The organism is Pseudomonas parasichuanensis, from assembly GCF_021601385.1.
In the GTDB taxonomy this organism is placed as follows: Bacteria; Pseudomonadota; Gammaproteobacteria; order Pseudomonadales; family Pseudomonadaceae; genus Aquipseudomonas; species Aquipseudomonas parasichuanensis.
On sequence record NZ_BQHO01000036.1, the window covers coordinates 15,463 to 32,819 of the forward strand.

Annotated in this window: 5 protein-coding genes; all 5 read right to left on the reverse strand. The window is 67.9% G+C overall.

Features of this window, described 5'->3' with window-relative positions:
- Positions 1–3: 3 nt before the first annotated feature.
- Positions 4–429 (reverse strand): ExbD/TolR family protein, encoded by a 426-nt coding sequence (locus L6D77_RS22895; RefSeq protein WP_232884050.1) that lies wholly within the window; start codon positions 427–429, stop codon positions 4–6.
- 10 nt (positions 430–439) lie between these two features.
- The gene (locus tag L6D77_RS22900; protein WP_232884051.1) at positions 440–2,242 is read right to left on the reverse strand and encodes a DUF2341 domain-containing protein; all 1,803 of its coding nucleotides are present in this window, start codon (positions 2,240–2,242) and stop codon (positions 440–442) included.
- A gap of 30 nt (positions 2,243–2,272) precedes the next feature.
- Complete coding sequence (locus L6D77_RS22905) at positions 2,273–3,865, reverse strand: ShlB/FhaC/HecB family hemolysin secretion/activation protein (RefSeq protein ID WP_373870628.1); 1,593 nt, start codon at positions 3,863–3,865, stop codon at positions 2,273–2,275.
- Between the two features lie 44 nt (positions 3,866–3,909).
- A complete protein-coding gene (locus L6D77_RS27610; protein WP_373870629.1) occupies positions 3,910–4,521 on the reverse strand; it encodes a transposase in 612 nt (203 codons plus the stop codon).
- 365 nt (positions 4,522–4,886) lie between these two features.
- Positions 4,887–17,357: a filamentous haemagglutinin family protein gene (locus L6D77_RS22915; protein WP_232884052.1), complete on the reverse strand. Its 12,471-nt coding sequence runs from the start codon at positions 17,355–17,357 to the stop codon at positions 4,887–4,889.

Here is a 17,357-nt window from a genome sequence, read left to right on the forward strand (position 1 = left end):
GCCTCAGCCCTGGTTCGGCTTGCCGGTGACCAGCCCGACCTGGGCCAGTTCCAGTCGCCGCAACAGGTCGAGCACCTCGACCACCTTCTGGTACTGCACCCCGGCGTCACCGCGCACGATCAGCGGGAAGTCCGGGTTGCGCGCCTTCTCGCTGCGCAGGCGGTCCTCGAGCTCGGCCAGGGTCACCGGGTAGGCATCGAGGAACACCTGGCCGGCGTCGTTGATCGAGATCGCCTTGGTCTTGGGCTGGGCCAGCGACACCGTGGCGCTGGCCTTGGGCAGTTGCACCTGGATGCCAGACACCTGGGCGGTGGCGGTGAGGATGAACATCACCAGCACCACCATCAGCACATCCACCAGCGGGGTGATGTTGATGCTGTCGACGGCGACATCATCGTCGTCGTCATGGGAAGCGTTCACGGCTGCCATGCTCTGCTCCTCAGGCCGGGACGGTCGGGTTGACGGCGTGGCCCACTCGGCGCGGGCCGGCTTCACTGGCCTCGCCCTGGCCATGCAGCTCGGCCAGGCGGGTAATGAACTCGTCGACGAACACCCGCATGTCGGCGCTGACTTCCTTGTTGCGCGTGACCAGGCGGTTGTAGCCGAACAGCGCCGGGATGGCGACGAACAGGCCCATGGCGGTGGCCAGCAAGGCGGCCGCCATGCCCGGGGCGATGGCGTTGATGTTGACGTCACCGGCCATCGCGGTGCCGAGGAACACCACCATGATCCCCAGCACGGTGCCCAGAAGGCCGATGTAGGGGCCGCCGGCAATGGCATTGGACAAGGTCGAAAGCTTGGCGCCCAGGGCCTGGTTTTCGCGGGTGCGCACGCCGTCCATCGAGCAGCGGATCGCCTCGATGGTGGCCGCCGACACCGTCGAGGTGTCGGCGCCCTGGGCACGACGGGTGCGGATTTCCTTCACCGCCACCTGGTACAGGCGCCACAGCGGCGAGTGCACAAGGCGCTGAGCCAGCGCCTGGTCGTCGGCGAACATCTCAAGGTCGGTGCCAACGTCGCCGAAGGCCTCGCGGAACTCGCCGTTGGCCTGGCTGATGCGGTTGAGGGCGCGGTTCTTGCGCAGCATGATCAGCCACGACTGGAACATCATCAGCACCAGCACGGCGATGATCACCCAGGCATCCACCGGCACGGCCTTGAGCAAAAAGCCCAGGCTGCCGAAACCAAAGCCCGACTGCTCCTCGTCCACGCCATACACCACCAGGCGCGACTCGGCGCCCTGGGTCATCACGTCGCCCTGCAGGGCCTGCACGCTGCGGGCCACGCGGGACAGGCGCAATTCGTCCAGGGCGCCGACGAAGGGTACGAACGCAGGGGCCGCGCCCTCGCCCGCCGGCAGCTCGCCGCCAATCACGATCCCACCGGCGAAGGCCGGCAGGCTGGCGGCCAGGCTGGCCACTTCTCGGCCTTCGAGCAGCACGCTGAGCTTGCCACTGTCGGCGATCAGCGCCAGGTGTTGCCACTGGCCCGGGGCCATGGCCTGGTTGGCCACCGCGCGCTGGCCATCGAGCTCCACGAACGGCACGCCCTGGCCCAGGCCGAGAAGCAGGCGGTGTTCGCCCTCGTGGCGGGCCAGCAACAGCTGTTCGCCCGCCGCCTGGTCCTGGCGCAGCCAGGTGCTGAAGGTCATCGCCGCGCCCGCAGGCCACTGCAACGACGGGTTGGCTGCCAGTTGCAGCGCTTGGCCGGTCAGCTGGATGGCCTGGCCAATCACCCCGTCGATGCTCGCCGTATTGCCCTGCAGGGTGTTGCCGTAGGGGCTGGCATCCCGGACGGCGCCGCCGTCGAAGTGGAACAGCGCGGTGAAGTCGGCGTCGAACACGGGCTGGGCATTGGCCGGCTGGGCCTTGGCGTTGCCGTAGTACATCCACAGGTCCTGGCGTTGGCCGGCCTCGATACGCGGTACGTCCACCCAAATCTGCGCGATGCCCATCAGCGGGTCGAAGCTTTCGATGCGGTGGTTGAGCACGGTCTTGTCATCGGCGGCGACAAAGCGGATATCGGCACCGTTCTCACTGACGCCGTCGAAGCTGAAATTGCCGGTGTGCAGGCGCACCAGCAGCGGCGTGCGGCCCAGCGCCTGGGTCAGCGCCGCGCCCTGCGGGGTGGTGTCCACGGCGATCTGTTTGCGGTACTGCCAGTCGTCCTGCCACCAGGCACTGGCGCTGCCCGGCAGGGCGAAGCCCAGGCAGATGAGCAAGGTCAAGATGAGGCGTTGCATGGAAAGTCTCCAGGATCGATGCCGATCGGGTCAGAAGGTCGCCTGCACGCTGAAGTGCAGGCGCGAGTCGTTTTTCTCGGTGTTGGGGCCATCCTTGAGTGGCAAGCCCCAGTCCAGGCTGCCGGACAACCAGTCATTGAGCGTGGCGCGGGTGCCGATGCCGACGCTGAGCAGGTCGAAACGATCGTGCTGGTCAGGCAGCGGGTCCTTGAGGGTCAGGTGCGCGCCCTCGGTGAACAGGTAGAGGCGCCAGTCGCTGATGGCACTGCTCAGGTAAGGCCCGATCGACGGGGTACGCAGTTCCTGGGAGAACAGCACGCCGTCGTCGCCGGTACGCTCGGCGGCCAGGTAGCCGCGCACCGAGGTGGCACCGCCAGCGGCGAACTGCTCGTTGGACACCAGCGGCCCGGAGGCCAGCTGGAACCCCAGCTTGGAGGCGCTCTGCCAGTTGCCGATCAGGTTGAAGGTGAAGCTGGTGTCGCCCCTGAACGCCAGGAAGCTCGAGTCGGCCTGGTAGCGCTTGTAGTCGAATGCGCGGTCGTCGCTGCCATAGCCGAACAGGCTGCGGGTACCGGCCACCAGGCTCAGGCCCAGGCTCCATTGCGACGCCTCGGTGTAGCGCATGCCGTTGTAGCCCAGGGTGATCGGCGCGTACTTGAGCGGCACGGTGTCGTGCTCGCCACCAAAGCTCAGGCGCTCGTCGAAGTCCTTGAAGTCGATGCCGGCCGACAGCGAATGGGCCCAGTTGCCACTGCCGGGCACCGTGTAGATCGCCGCGATGCCGTAGGAATGGCCCTTGCCCAGCACGTTGCTGCCGCCGACCGTGGCAACGTTGCTGTCGGATTTGAACGCGCTCAGTTGCAGGCTCCAGCGCTCGCTCAAGGGCGCACTGTACGAGCCGGACCAGACTTCGGCGTTGTCCTTGTCCTCGGGGGCGGTGAACCAGGTCAGGGAAATCGCATGGCCCAGTTGCCACAGGTTGTTGTAGCCGACGGTGGCGACCGTGCGCAGCTTCTCGGTGTCGGCGCTGTAGTCGTTGTTCAGGCCCAGGCTCACGCGCCACGGCTGCTGGTCCTCGACCTGCAGGTCGACGTCCATGGTGCCGGGCCGCTGACCTTCGCGCACCAGCGGCATGACCTGGCGGTTGGGCGTGCGGTTGAGTTCGGCGAGCTCGGCCTGCACCTGGGTGAAGTCTGGCACCTGGCCCTCGCTGAGCGCCGGTACCTGCTCGCGGATTTCGACCGGCGAGTAATGCTTGGCGCCCACCACCCGCACCCGGCCGACCTTGGTCTCGCTGACCTGCAGGTAAACGACCCCGCCTTCGACCTTCTGCTCGGGCAGCTCGACGAACACCGACTGGTAGCCCAGCGCCTGGTAACGCTGCTGCAATGCCTCGCGGGCCGCCTCGAGGTCGCTCAGGCTTTTCTGCGGACCCAGGAACGGGTAGACCGCCTCCTCGATGGCCCGGGCATCGAGCACCGTATTGCCACGCACCACATACTCGTTGATATCGACGCGGCGCTCGGCGCCTGCAGTCGACGGGTCGGCCAGCGCGCAGCTGCTGGCCAGTGCCAGCCACCACGCCGCGCGCGCACCGTACCGTTTGAAGAACAAATGCTCCACACCGCCCCCTCGTTCAGGATTGCGTTCGGCCCGCGGGCCGTGATTCACGCTTGATTGTCTGGCGAGCCGCCCGGGCTCGAATGCTTGGCCAGCCAGCTGTGCAGCAGGGCCAGGTTGAGGCTGAATTCCGGCATCTGCGCCAGGGCGCCGTTGCACACCTCGTTGACGATGCGCTGCAGCAGGCGCACCGCCGGCTCGCTGCCCAGCAGCACGCCGAGGTCGTGGCTGAACTGGCCGAACGGCCAGATCCGCGACTTGAGTTCAAGGCCCACGAACCAGCGGAACAGCAGGTTGTAGTTGAGCTGTTCGTGCAGCTGTTTTTCGCTGGGCACCGCGTACAACAGTTGCAGCAACAGCAACTGCATCATGGCTTCGGGGGCGATGTGCATGCCGTGGTCCTCGGCCAGCGCGCCGAGCAGGGCCTGCTCGGCTTGCAACATGCTCTCGACCCGGGGTTTGAGCAGGGCCAGGGAATGGCCGGGCGGGATGCAGCTGTCGACCTCCTTGAGGGCGCTCTGCCAGTCGTCCTGGGAGACGATCCAGACCCAGGGCGCACCGTAGCGGTAGACCGACACCGGGCGCCTGCGCGCCGCCTCGACGATCTTCGCCAGGCGCTGGTCCAGCTCCTGCATGCCCACCTTCGCGTAGCGTTCCATAGTGCCCATTGCTCCACTCCTCTCGGTCCTTGAGCCGCTGCTCAACGACAGCACATTCCCAAGACGGAGATGGCGCATTGCTACCGAACTATTGTCACGAAAGCTTCATGGGGTAAGCAGAATCGGCGACCTACAAACGCCATCGCCAATGAACTTGCGCGTCCACTGTAGGAGCGGCCTTGTGCCGCGAAAGGGCCGCAACGCGGCCCCGGTTTTTTGCGTTACCACATGGACTGCCGGGGCTGCTGTGCAGCCCTTTCGCGGCACAAGGCCGCTCCTACAGAAATGCAACACAAGGCCGTTGCTCCCACAGGTTCGACGCGATCCTGTGGGAGCCGGCTTGCCGGCGATTGGGCCAGGCGCGTTTACATCAGGTTGCCGCGCTCCTCCTCGGTCAGCTGCGCCCTGGCCTGCTCGTCCAGTGTGCCTGCGCCCAGCACCTGCACCGGGCTCTGGCCGTTGTAGCGCGGCGTGACGCTGGCGCCCTTCCTGGCTGGCACCAGGCGCTCGTTGCCATTGCCCACCACCTGCACGGTGATGATCGACGGCTGCCGGTCGCGCGCCGCGGCCTGCTGCTGGCGCGTGGCGTCAGCGGCGGCCTGGGTCGCCGAGTTGGCCGCAGCGCTGGCCGACGTGATCGCACCGGTGTTCACCGAGGCCACCACCGGCACGCCCTTGGCTTCGCCCTGCACCTGGATGTTCGCCGCGTTGACCACCTGCAGGGCGGCGATGTTGACGTTGCCCGACACACGGATCCCGGCCTCGCCGGCATCGATGGTGCCCAGCGGCGCGATCAGGTCGATATCGCCCGGCGGCACCTCCACCACCGGAGCCAGGGTAGCGATACCGGCCCCGGTGCTCGGCACGCTCGGCGACAGGCTGCTGTTGCCCCAGTTGTCGTAGAGCCTGCGCGGCGGCGTGTACAGCACGGTGGTCTTCGAACCGCGGCCGGCGTTGATGTCGCCTTCGGCCGACCAGCCCATGATCGAGCCACCGAAGGTGGTCATGATGCGGCTCTGGCCGAGCAGGATGCTGCCCTTGGCGTACAGCTGGATATCACCGCTGCCCTGGGTGATCACCCCGGCCGAGGACGGCGGTGCCAGGCCTTCGACGCCGAACACCTGCTGCCCGCCCGGGGTCAGCACCTGGATCCCGCCGCCGACCTGGGTGCGAATCCCGGCGCCGCCGAACATGAGGATATCGCCGTCATAACGGATGGCGTTCCCGGCCACATCGCGCTCGGGGAACAGCGCGGCAATCGCGTTGCGCCCGCGCAGGTAACTGCCCTGGCGTACCCCGCCGGCCTGGTTGTACTCGCGCCCGCCTTCGCGCAGCTCGGCGAAGTACACCGCGCGGGCGAACACCCCCTGCTCGGTGGCCGGCAGGCCGGCAAAGCGTTCGCGGGCCTGTTCGGCAGTGCCCTCGAAGCCGTAGCGCTCGGCCAGCCACAGGCGCAACTCCTCGGCGTAGGTCTTGGCCACCTTGCCCGGCTGGCTAGCCAGGCTCGCGCTGCTGTCGGCCAGGTTGGCCGGGTTCAGGTACTGGGCGGCGAAGCGGCTGTAGTCCGGCCCGCTGCTGCCGACCCCGGCCTGCAGCACCAGGCTGGCACCCGGGCGGTTGTCGCCGGTAACGATGGCGCCCAGGCTGGTGATGGCGGCGCGGTCCTCCAGGCGCAGGTTGCGCCCGGCGCTCACGGTCAGGGTGCCGGGGCCGGCGACGTTGAAGCTGCTGAACAGGATGTCGCGCCCGGCCATGACCTGCGAGTGGTCAGTGGCGGCGTTGTGCACGAACAGGTTGCCGGTGGAGGTGACAACGGCGCTGAGCACATCGGACAGGTCGCTGGGCACTTGGGTACGTTCACCCAGTGCCGTGCCGCTGTTGACGATGTCCCGCCCAGCCATCATCCAAACCGGGGCCGCCCCTTCATACCAGAGGGCGCCATTGCGCGCGTTGCCGAAGTCCAGCATCTCGCCGCTGCGCACACCGACCAGGTCGCCGGTGGCGGCATAGATGCGCGCCGGTTGCAATTGACCATAGGCGTTCGCGGCACCGGTACCGGCGAAGGCGAACAGTGGGAACCGCTGTTGTTCCACATTGGCCAGGATGCCATCCGCTCGCTGGTTGGTGACGCTGACGCCGTTGTAAGCACCGATGAATGCAGGATTGAAGGGTGTCGCCAGCGCTGATTGGGCAGCGCCGCTCTGGCTGATCACGTAACCCCCAGCGTAGATCGAGCCCTGGGCCACCAGCTGCAACTCGGCATTGGCCGAGGGTGCCAGCAGCAGTGAGTAGGGTTCGACAGGGCTGTCATATCGCGCACGCTGCGCGTTGGCGAAATTGCCGTAGTAGAGGTTGCCGCTGGCAGCGACCGCTCTGAAGATCGACGGGTAGACGAAACGGCCATCCGTCGGTGAAGTGTCCAGCCCCCTCAACGGCCCTCCATCCTTCACATCCATCACTTGAGTGCTGGGCGTCAGGTCACCCCCCGCCGAGAACAGGTCGATGGCGGTATTGGCCGTCCACAGGCTGAACCAACTGCGACCGCCACCGTCCAGGCCGGCAAACGGGGTGGTGTTGAACGCAGGTACCCGCCCCGGGTCCGCAGCGCCCCCAAGAACCAGATCCCCACGGGTGCTGAGTTGTACTGTCGCATCCCCCGGAATCACGACCAAACCGCCGTAGGCGGACGCCAAGGTGGAGTGGAACGGGTCGTAGGCACGGCTTTCGTGGTCGTCTTGTTGCACACCCATGGCGCCATAAATGCGACTGATGCCGCCCAGCGCCGCCGCCGACACCTGCAGGTTGCCGCGCAGGTTGCTCAGCGTACCTTGCAGGTCATGGGCGGGCGAGCCCAACAACTCGGCTTGGCCAGCATGCCCTGATGCCGCGCGGGTGGGGTTGAGCGCACCGCCTACCTTCAGGTTGAGGTCGCCACCACCCCCCAGTGTCAAGCTACCGTCCGCATTCACACGCCCGGTACTGCCAACGGCCAGCTGCAAACCTTGCGAGCGGGCGCTGTCGCCCCACTGGTCGCGGCCTTCGCTGCTGGTATTGCCCACCACATCGAGCACACCGGCCTGGCCTGCCACCCGTACGTCCAGGTTGCCACCGCCCAGCGTGCCGAAGCCGGTGAAGCCTGCCAGCACCGCATTGCGCTCAAAGTCCACGTAGGTGCCAAAGTTGATCCACCACGCCGTGGCAATCGCCTGATCACCGGTCAGCGCCGTGCCGCTGCCCTGGCGCCACAGCCAATTGCCCATCTGGGCGCTGGGCAGTTGATAGGCCAGCTCGGACGCTTTGTACTCGCGGCTCAGGGCATTACCCTTGAGGTCACCGCCCACCTGCAGCAGCAGGTTACCGCCCTGCTCCGGGTACCAGGCCTGGTACGAGCGATCATCACCCGCCACCAGAGCCCCATAGCCACCAAGCACCTCTGGCAGCACTTGACCGGACGCACCTACGCCACGCGGCAACTGGTAGGCCGCTGGCACCTCGGTTGCCGTACCGGCGGTGTACACACCGAACAAGGTGGTCATGTCCAGGTTGCCCGCAGCGATCAGGTCAAGATCGCCCATGCCGGTGCGCAGTACGCTGAAACGGCTGCTCGCCGTGGGTACCAGGTCATAGTCACCCCCTGCAGGCGCCTTGGCGCACCAGGTGGGGTATTCCTCACAGAGCGTGGGGTAACCAATGGCGTCGAAATCGATCGAGTCGCCGGGGTTACCGGTCCAGCCGAAACCATCGAGCCCCTCCTGCGTCCATACCCACCCACTGGCGGGCGGCGCCTTGGCACACCAGGTCGGGTACTCCTCGCACAGTGAGGGGTAGCCGATGGCGTCAAAATCGATCGGGTCACCCGGGTTGCCCGTCCAACCGAAGCCGTCCAGGCCTTCCTGCGTCCACACCCACCCACTGGAAGCCCCCACGGCTTTCATGCCGATATGGTGATCCGCCAGACGCAGCTGACCGGTGGCTTGCGGATCGGTCAGGCGTGGGTCGGCCGCCGTGGTGTCGGCACCCGCGACCAGGCGCAGGTTCCAGGACTCGGAACCCGCCGGCAGCATGCGTGCCACGGCCCAGTTCTGGCCCTTGCCCTCGGGGCGCAGGGCCACCGAGCCGGCACCGCCCAGCTGGATATCGGTGCGCGGCGGGATGATCGCACCGCGCTGCAGCACCAGGTTCTGCGACAACAGCACCAGGTCGTCGGCACCGAACACCAGTTGGCTGCGTGGCTGGGCCGGCAACGGCACGCCCTTGGGCCAGGTCATGGCTGTGATCGGGGTGTCCACCACCAGTTGGCTGCCGGCGCCCAGCTGCATCCCGGCCGTCAACTGGACTGCGGTTTCCAGGCGGCTGCCCGCGGCCAGGGCCTGGCTACCGTCGGCGTTGTAGACCGGCGCCGCCAGCACCGTGCCGGCTGGCAGGGTGACAGGCTGCGCCAGGGTAGCGCGTACCGGCAGTACCGTGCCGGCGACCATCTGCCGGGCCTGGATCGGTACGTCGTAGTTGAGTACCTGCCCGGCCAGGAAGCCGGTACCGGCATGCAGTTCCACGCCGCCGTTGGGTACTACCACCTGGGCGCCGTAGGCCAGGCGGCCTTCGAGCAGCCGCCAGCCACCGTCGTCCTGGGTGGCCACTGGCGGCGCGAAGCCATCGTTGATGCTGCCCAGCACCTGCACATCGCCGCCGGCGCGCAAGCTGAGGCTGCCCGCCTCGCCAGAGCCGACCACGCCATCACGCAGGGCCACGTTGGGGTTGAGGCTGGCGTAGCGGTACCCCGACAGGTCGAGGTCGCCACTGACCACCAGGTCACCGTCGGTGATCACCTCAAGGCCCGGGCGCAGGTGGAACTGCTCGCGGTAACCCTGGGTCAGGCCAGCCAGCTTGCCATCGCGCAATGCGCTGTTGTGCAACGCCGCGGTCATGAACAGCGTGCTCTGGTCATGGCGGGCGTCCAGGTAGGCCTTGTCCACCTGCACATAGTCCTTGCCACTGACATGGCCATCGGTGCCCAGCGGGGCATCATGGTCGCGGGCCATGGCGAACAGATCGATGCGCTTGGCGCCGACGATCTCCAGGGGGCCGGCGGCATCGATGGCGATATCGCCGTAGGTTGGGTCGTCGGCACGCAGGCGCGGTGCATACAAGGCCAGGGTGCCGCGCTCGACGCCATCGTGCTGGCCCGCGCCAGTGCCACGCAGCGCATCGGTGCCATGGCGCAGGTCGATGCGCGCGCCCGAGGCCAGGGTCAGTTGCCCGGCACCGGAATTGAGCTCGACCGTGGCCCGGTTGGGGCTGTCGATGATCTTGCCGTAGCTGTCCACCCGCAGGACCCGGCCATGGGCATCGAGCAGGGCGCCACTGGCCAGGGTCAGGCCCTTGTTGGCCGCCAGGCGGATACTGCCGACCCGCTCGCCGCTGGCATCGATCAGGCCGGTAACCTGCAAGTGGCCATTGTCCAACGACACTTGCACATCGTTGGCCCGCAGGCCGTCGCCGATGCTCAGGTCGCCCTGCTTGAACTGGAAGCGCCGGCTGCCCAGCAGGCCGCCGTCGTTGAGGGTCTGGTTGAGGGTGGCGAAGGCCTGGCTAAGGTCGCCGCCCCCCAGGCGCAGGGCGCGCAGGTTGATCCCGGCGCCCGCGTAGGGCACCAGAGTGCCGCCCGCGTCGTAGTGGCCGGAGCTGCTGCCGAGGATGCGCCCCAGCAGGTCCACCTGGCCCGCCGCAGCGTCCAGCGCCACCACCTCCAGGCTGCCGCCCCGGTTGTGCTCGGCGTGCAGGTCGATGACCGAGCCCGCCGCCTGCAGCACATTGCCCTGCCGGCTACGCAGGATCACATCGCCGCCCCAGCTGTACTTGGCCAGGTCGTTGAGCGTGACCTTGCGCCCGGCCAGGTCCAGTTGCGCGCCGCTACCCAGCAGCAGGTCGCCCTGGCTGTCGAGAGTGAGCTTGCCGCTGGGCAGCGCGACCCGGGTGTCCAGGGTGATCGATGGCGCACTGAAGGACCACTCGGCGCCCAGCGCATCGGCCTTCAAGCTTACTGGCGCTACGGCCTGGCCAGGGCTGCCGAGCAACTGCAGGCGACCACCGGCGCGCACCTGGTTGACCGCGCCGGCCTCGCCGGTCAGCAGCGGCGCCTGGATCAGCAGGTTGCCGCCACTGTAGCGGTAGCCTTCGCCGGTGACGTATTCGCCCTGCTGCTGGTACACCGCCAGGCTGCCACGGTGGTTGGCGGTGACCCGCTCGCTGGCCAACAGCTCGACGCCGGCAAAGCCTAGCGCCAGGCGGCCGAACGCCAGCTGGCTGCTGGGCTGCGATTGCGGCCCATACCCCAGTTCGATGCGCTCGGCCTGCAACTGCAACCGGCCGCTGCCAGTGCCAGCGCCATGGGCCAGCAGCGCGGGGGCCGCTTGGGTAGCGCCACTCCAGATCAGGTTGCCGGTGCGGATGCTGGCAACATCGTCGGCGCTACCCAGGCCGTAGATCGCCGGTGTGCCCAGCACCAGGTTGGCCATGCGCGACTTGCCTGTCACCGGGTCGAGGGTGTCCAGATTGCTGCTGCCAAAGAAGTTGATGCTGTCGCGTACCGTGAAGGTCAGGTTTTCCAGGGCCGGGGCACCACGCTGGGTATCGCCCTGCAGCAGGCGGTCGAGGACTTGCTGGTTGAGCGTCAGGCCGCTGGGCAGATACCCCGCCGCTGCCGCATCGGCGAGCTGCTGCGCGCTGCCCACGTTGATGGCGCCAACGGCCAGGGTCAGGTTGCGGGTGCCGAAGCGCACCTGATCGTCGAGGGCGAAACGGTTGGTGGTGGCCGCCGCGATGGTGCCTTCGGAATACAGCTCGGTTTGCCCGCTGCACTGGCTCAGGCAGCCACCGATAACGATTCGGCCAGGGCCTCGTACCTCGGTGGACGGCGTGGGCGCCAAGACATCCACCCAGCCGTTGGAGACGATCAGTACGCTGTTGCTCTGGGGGTTGTAGAGGTAGCCGTCGGTACTGTCGTAGGCTGGCTTGCCTTGTTTCAAGGTGTCGATGCGCGCGCCCTGCTCCACGGTGATGCCACCGTCGCTATACCCTGTTGCAAGGATTACCTCGCCCGCTTGCAGTTGGGCTCCGCTGCCCAGGACGATGTTACGGCCGCTGGCATTGAGCAACAGCTGGTTGCCCCCCTGCCCATAGATCCGTCGCCCCGCCGTACCGATGCGCAAGCTGGTGGCCTGCAGCCGATTGAGGTGCTGCGCCGAGATCGCAGTCTGAGTCGTTGTCAGGGAGGTCGGCGGCTGTTCACCGTGAATCAGCAGGGTATCCGGGAACAGCACACTGACGATGCTGCCCTGGCCTTGGCCTTGCGCCTTGTTCAACAGCAGGCCATCCATGCTGAAGGTCGGCCGGTCGGTCTTGTTGTAGCCCAGGTCGAGGGTCAGGCCCTTGGCGTCGATCGGCAAGGCGGCGCGGGGGATGCCCAGGCGCGCGGCGTCGTCGACCAGGAACTGGCTGAAGCTGGTTTCGTTGTACTGCGCATAACGGCGCAGGTTGTCGGCGCTGCTGAGTACCAGTTGCTGGGCGAGCGCATCGACCACCTGGGTGCCGGCTATCGAGCGCTTGCCGGTCAGGCTCCAGGAGCCGTTGCGCAAGGCCATTGCCGTGCTGCGCGAGGCCCCGGCGCTGGCCAGGCCGTTGAGCTCGACCCGGTAGGCGCCCGGCAGCAAGGCGTAGCTGGCCGGCATCAGGGTGTAGGTACCCGCCGGCAACCCCGGCACGCCGGCATCCAGGGTGATGCGCTGGCCCACCAGCGGCTGGCTGCCGCCCTCGCCGTCCAGCAGCGGCGGCGCCACGCTGGGCTGCGCACCGGGCACGATGGCGTACACCGGATTGCTCGACAGGGTCGGCAGGGTGAAGCTGCCGTCCGGGTTGTTCTGCACCAGCGGGTGGTAGCGCGCGTCGGTTGAGCCACCACGGCCGGAAACAAAGCCGGCACCCTGCACCTGGCCACCGCCCGAAAGGTCGATGACCGCACCCTCGGCCACGGCGATACTGCCGCCTCCCAGAGTGACGTTGAGCCAGCCGTTGGGCGGCGAATCGCTCAACACGCTGTCGCTCAGCGCCTTGCCGTTGGCGGTATACACCAACCCGTCCACGGTACCGCCATAGGGCATCTGCAACCCGGCGGCGCTGATCGAGGTCAGGCTGCCGGGGTGCAGGGTCACTTCGCGAGTGTTGGCATTGCCCAGGATCAGGCCGCCCAAGGGGGCGCGCAGCACACCGCGCTGGTCGATGGTCTCGGCCAGCAGGCTGAGGTTGCCGAACAGCGAATACGGTTGCTGCGGCGTTGCCGAGGTGGTGCGCGTCAGCTCGATGTGCTTGGCCTGCAGCACTGCCACGGCGTTGGTACCGGGGTAGATTTGCGCGGCACCCAAGGTAAGTTCATCGGGCGCGGTCAACCGAGTGTCGGTACCACCAATATGCTTGAGCAGGCGCAGGTCGCCGCTGCTGTTGAGCTCTACAGTGGAGAACCCACGGCGGTCTTGTGCGCCAATGCCGACGCCCGAGGTGCCGACCTTGAGCGAGTTGCGCAGCTCGATCAACCCGCCATCGACCCGCAACAACGCCTGATCATCCCGGTTCGACAAGGTCAACCCAAGCTCATTGTTGGTGGCGCCCGGAGCCGGCGTCGGCAGCGGTGTATAGCCCGACAGGCGAACCTGCGCGGCAGCCAGGTTGACCTGGCTGGCAGCGTCCGCCCCCTCTGCCAACGCCAGCGCACCAGCGTAGAGGCTGAGGCTGCCTGCCAGGTTGAGCGTCAGGCTGTCGGTGAAGCTGATGACCCCACGGCTGAACAGGGTCACGTCATCGAATGCCCCCTGGCGGATCTGCTCGACGCTCAGATGCCCGTGCCCGTACACCAGGTCACCCGCCTGGTTGGCGAAGGTTTCCGGCAACGCGCCAATGCGCAGTTCACGCTGGCGATTGGCCGCGGCATTGGCGTCATTCAGCAATGCAGTGGCACTTTCCAGGGCCACGGTCAGGCTGCCAGCTGCCGCACCGGCACCGCCGGACGCCGCGCGCAGGTTGCCATCCAGGTAAAGCCCGTTGTCGGAGGCCAGGCTGATGCTGCCACCCGCGCTGGCCAGCTGGGTGGCCCCGACGCCGGGTACATCGACACTGATCTGGCTGCCAGAGGCGTCCAACCGCGCACCCGCCTCCACCACCACGAACAGGTCGGGGGCTATGGCGCCGCCCTTCTGCGGATCGAAACCGCTGCCGATGACGATGCTGCCGCCCTGGCGTACCTGGCCATAACGGGCGCCCAGGGCGTCGACGAAGGTCACCCCGCGGGCCGACACATCCAGGTTGGCCGTGCTACCAAGGCGAATGGCGCGCTGGTGCGGCAGGTCGTTGCTGGCACTGGTCAGCTCATTGTTCAGCGGCACACGCTCGGCGAGAGTGATCTGCCCGCCATGGGCGATAAGGCTGCCGTCGACCTGCATGCCGCCGGGGCTGCGCAAGGTGATCGCCTGGCCATCGTCGACCACGATGCGGCTGTCGCGCCCCACTTCCAGCTTGCGCGACGGCAACTCGTCGGCACGCTCCTGGCCTGTGCCGGCCTGCAGCAGCAGGCTGGCGCCCTGGCGCTGGCTCAGCACACCGGCGGCGGGGTCTTCCAGGTACTGCGGCGGGGTCCACAGCGCCAGTGCCTGGTCAGCACTGCCCGCGTCACCGCGCAGGCGATAGACCGGCCGGCCCACCACCACCTGGGCTCCTTCGGCGACCGTCAACGTGCGGGTGCCAGTCACCTCGTAGCGGGCGAAGCCTTTGTCGAAGAAGTCATCGCCCAGGCTCAGGCTGGCCGTGGCCGACGGCGCACCGATGCTCACCTGGTCGCCGCGCAGGGTCAGCGTTCCGGCGCCACTGCTGCCGTAGCCGTGCAACTCGCCGCCCAGGCTCAGGGTGCCGCCCGCCGTGCCGCTCAGGCCTATGCTGGCCAGGCTGATGCTGCCGCCCGCGCCGCCGCGCCAGGTGCCCTGGGGCAGTTGCGCCGCGCCGGCATCGACGCGCAACAGGCTGCCTTCACCCAGGCGGATATCGCCGCTGCCGTGCAGCACCAGGCTGCCACCGTCGAGCCAGGGCGAAACCTGGGCGGCATTGGCGTTGGCGCCGTCCTGGCGGCGGCCGCCGGCATCCACCCGCACCCCGGCGGCCACGATCAGCTCGGCCGCCCGCGCGGTGTTGCCCACCGCCAGGGTTGGCGAGCCCGCCTGCAGGTTGCCCAGGGTCATGCGGCCGCCATGGCTGGTCAGGTCGGCGTTGATGTTCACACGTGGCGCCAGCAGGCTCAGGCCGGCGCCATCGACCAAGGTCAGCGCCTGATCGACCTGGATGCCCTCATAGGCGGCCAGGTGCAGGCCGCCCAACGCGTACCCCTGCAAGCGCTCGACGTCGAGCAGCAACACGCCTTCCCGTTCCGGTGCCACCGCAGCGTCCAGCGCCATGCCGGCTTCACCCGCGGCCTGCCGGCCGATCACCACCTGCTTGAGGTTGCCGGCGGTGGCGGTCAGGGTGCTGCCGCTGGCCGTCGGCACGTAGTAGCCGGCGATCAGTTGTGCGCCACGGGCCTGGCTGCCCTGGGCCTGGCGGTAGCCATCCAGGCCAGCCTGGGGCGCCTTGAGTTGCTGGTTGCCCTGGAAGGTTTCGCCGAGGATCTCGCCGCCCAACTGCGCGTTGGCGGTGCCCACCACCAGCCGCCCGGCGTCACGCCCGACGGTGTAGCCGTTGGCCAGGCGTTCGCGCGGCGCGATCAACGGGTTGTAGAAATACGCGGTCTGGCCCCAGCGCTCGCTGTGCTGCTCATAGCCCTGGTAAACGCCTTGGTACAACAGGTCGCCGGGCGCGCGGTTGATATCGTACAAACGCCCATCGCTGCCCCTGAGCCAGGTCATCTTGAGCTGGCCTGACTGCACGTCCAGGGTGCCGCCAGACAGGTTGATCAGCGAGCCAGCCTCGCTGACCAGGTCGCCGCCGCTGAAGTCGACCGTGCCACCCTGGGCCAGCCACTCACCCAGGCTATGGCTGCGAGTGCCCAGGTAGCCACCGACCTCGAGCAGGCCGCCAGCGGTGTACCAACGCTCGCCTTCGTAACCGTTGACACCGGTCGCCACCTTCACCAGCTCGCGGATATCGAGCCAGGCGTCAATGCTTTTCAGCGCGCTGCCATCGCGGTTGCCAGCGGCATCGCGCAGCTCGTTGCCCTGGATATTGACCTTGATGTTGTTGCTGTCCATCGCCAGTTGCACGCCGACCGCACCGGCCACATCCACCACCGCGCCGTCGCGCAGCAGGCTGCGCTGGCCGGCGCTGACCGCCACCTGGCCGCCGGTGGCCAGGGTCAGCGAGCCTGGCTGGAACTCCACCGTGCCGCCACTGACGATCTCCACCCGCGACAGGCTGCGGTCGTCGGCCGCACCGCTGAGGTTGTCGAACACGCCGGTGCGTTGGTTGACCTGCCCGCCCATGTCCTTGCGCAGGGCATCGCGCTGGCTGTCCAGGGCACTGCCGGCCTCGGCATCGATGACGATGGCCGTGGTGCTGCCCTGGGCCAGGGTCACGCTGCCCTTGCCATCGCTGGCGGCGTTGAGCAGGTGCACGGTGCCACGGTTGTCCACCGAGCTGCTGGCCACCGCCACCCCGGCCTGCTCCACCCGGTGCCCGGTCAGGGTGATATCGCCCTGGCCGGCCTGGATCAGCCCGCTGTTGCGGGCAAGGCCCGCGGCGCTGCCGGGTTTTAGCGTGGTGGCCACTTCATTGCCACGGGTGGTGGAATACAGGTTGCCCGCGGTGCTGACACCCTTGCGGATATAGAAACTGTCGCCGGCGGCCAGGGTGGCCTGGCCCTTGTGGTTGATCAGGGTGCCGGCGTTTTCCACCTCGCTGCCCAGCAGCAAGGTGTAGCCGCCGCCCTGGGTGGAGCTGGCCGGCGCCTTGCTCTGCAGCACCGCGCCCTGCTGCACCAGCACCTTGCCGGCGGCGTCGGTGACGGTCGGCAGGCTGCCGGCGCTGTCGACGTACAGGCCGCCATCGCGGAACTGCGCATCGCTGATGGTCGCCGCCGCCGCTACCAGGTTGCGCACGTTGACCTGGCTGCTGCCGCTGAACACGATGCCGTTCTGGTTGACGATCATCACCGTGCCGTCGGCCTTGATCGTGCCCTGGATCTGGCTCGGCGCCACGCTGTTGCCCACCCGGTTGAGCAACGCCCAGTCGGCGTTCTGCTGGAAGTTCAACTGGGTGTCGCGACCCACGTTGAAGGTTTCCCAGTTGAGGATGGCCTTGTCGGCGGTCTGGCGGATCGACACCTGGGTGGTGCCGCCCTGCTGGGTCTGCTGTGGGCCGTCGGCATTGACGAACAGCGGCTTGCCATTGGCATCGAGCAGCGGGTTGAGGCCGTTGCCGCCCAGGCCGTTGTGGATGGTCTGCGGCGCCGCCAATGCCGCCGCCCTGCCCGCCGCCTGGGCCGCCTGCTGGGCGGCGATGGCAGTGACGGTGTTGTTGAGGTTGTGCAGCGAGCGTTGCAACTGCGCATTGGCCCGTTGCTGCTGGGCCAGCGGCGGCGGCAACCCCGGCAGCTGCACCGCGCCACCCTGCCCGCCTGCGCCACTGGCCACCGGCGCGCTGCCCTTGGCCGCAAACCACGCCGAACTGAAGGCCTGGGGCGCTGCTTGCACGCCACTCGCCAGCACCATCAGGGCGATTATCTGGGCCAGGGGCTTGAGCCGTGGCAGCGCGAGGTCACCTTGGCGTGGGGTACGAGGTCGGGGCGAAGCAGCGGTGCCGAGACGCAT

What these genes read in the sequence shown, in the direction of transcription:
- L6D77_RS22895 (WP_232884050.1), bottom strand. Translation starts at nt 429, where the DNA reads ATGGCAGCCGTGAACGCTTCCCATGACGACGACGATGATGTCGCCGTC.
- L6D77_RS22900 (WP_232884051.1), bottom strand. Translation starts at nt 2,242, where the DNA reads ATGCAACGCCTCATCTTGACCTTGCTCATCTGCCTGGGCTTCGCCCTG.
- L6D77_RS27610 (WP_373870629.1), bottom strand. Translation starts at nt 4,521, where the DNA reads ATGGAACGCTACGCGAAGGTGGGCATGCAGGAGCTGGACCAGCGCCTG.
- L6D77_RS22915 (WP_232884052.1), bottom strand. Translation starts at nt 17,357, where the DNA reads ATGCGTCTCGGCACCGCTGCTTCGCCCCGACCTCGTACCCCACGCCAA.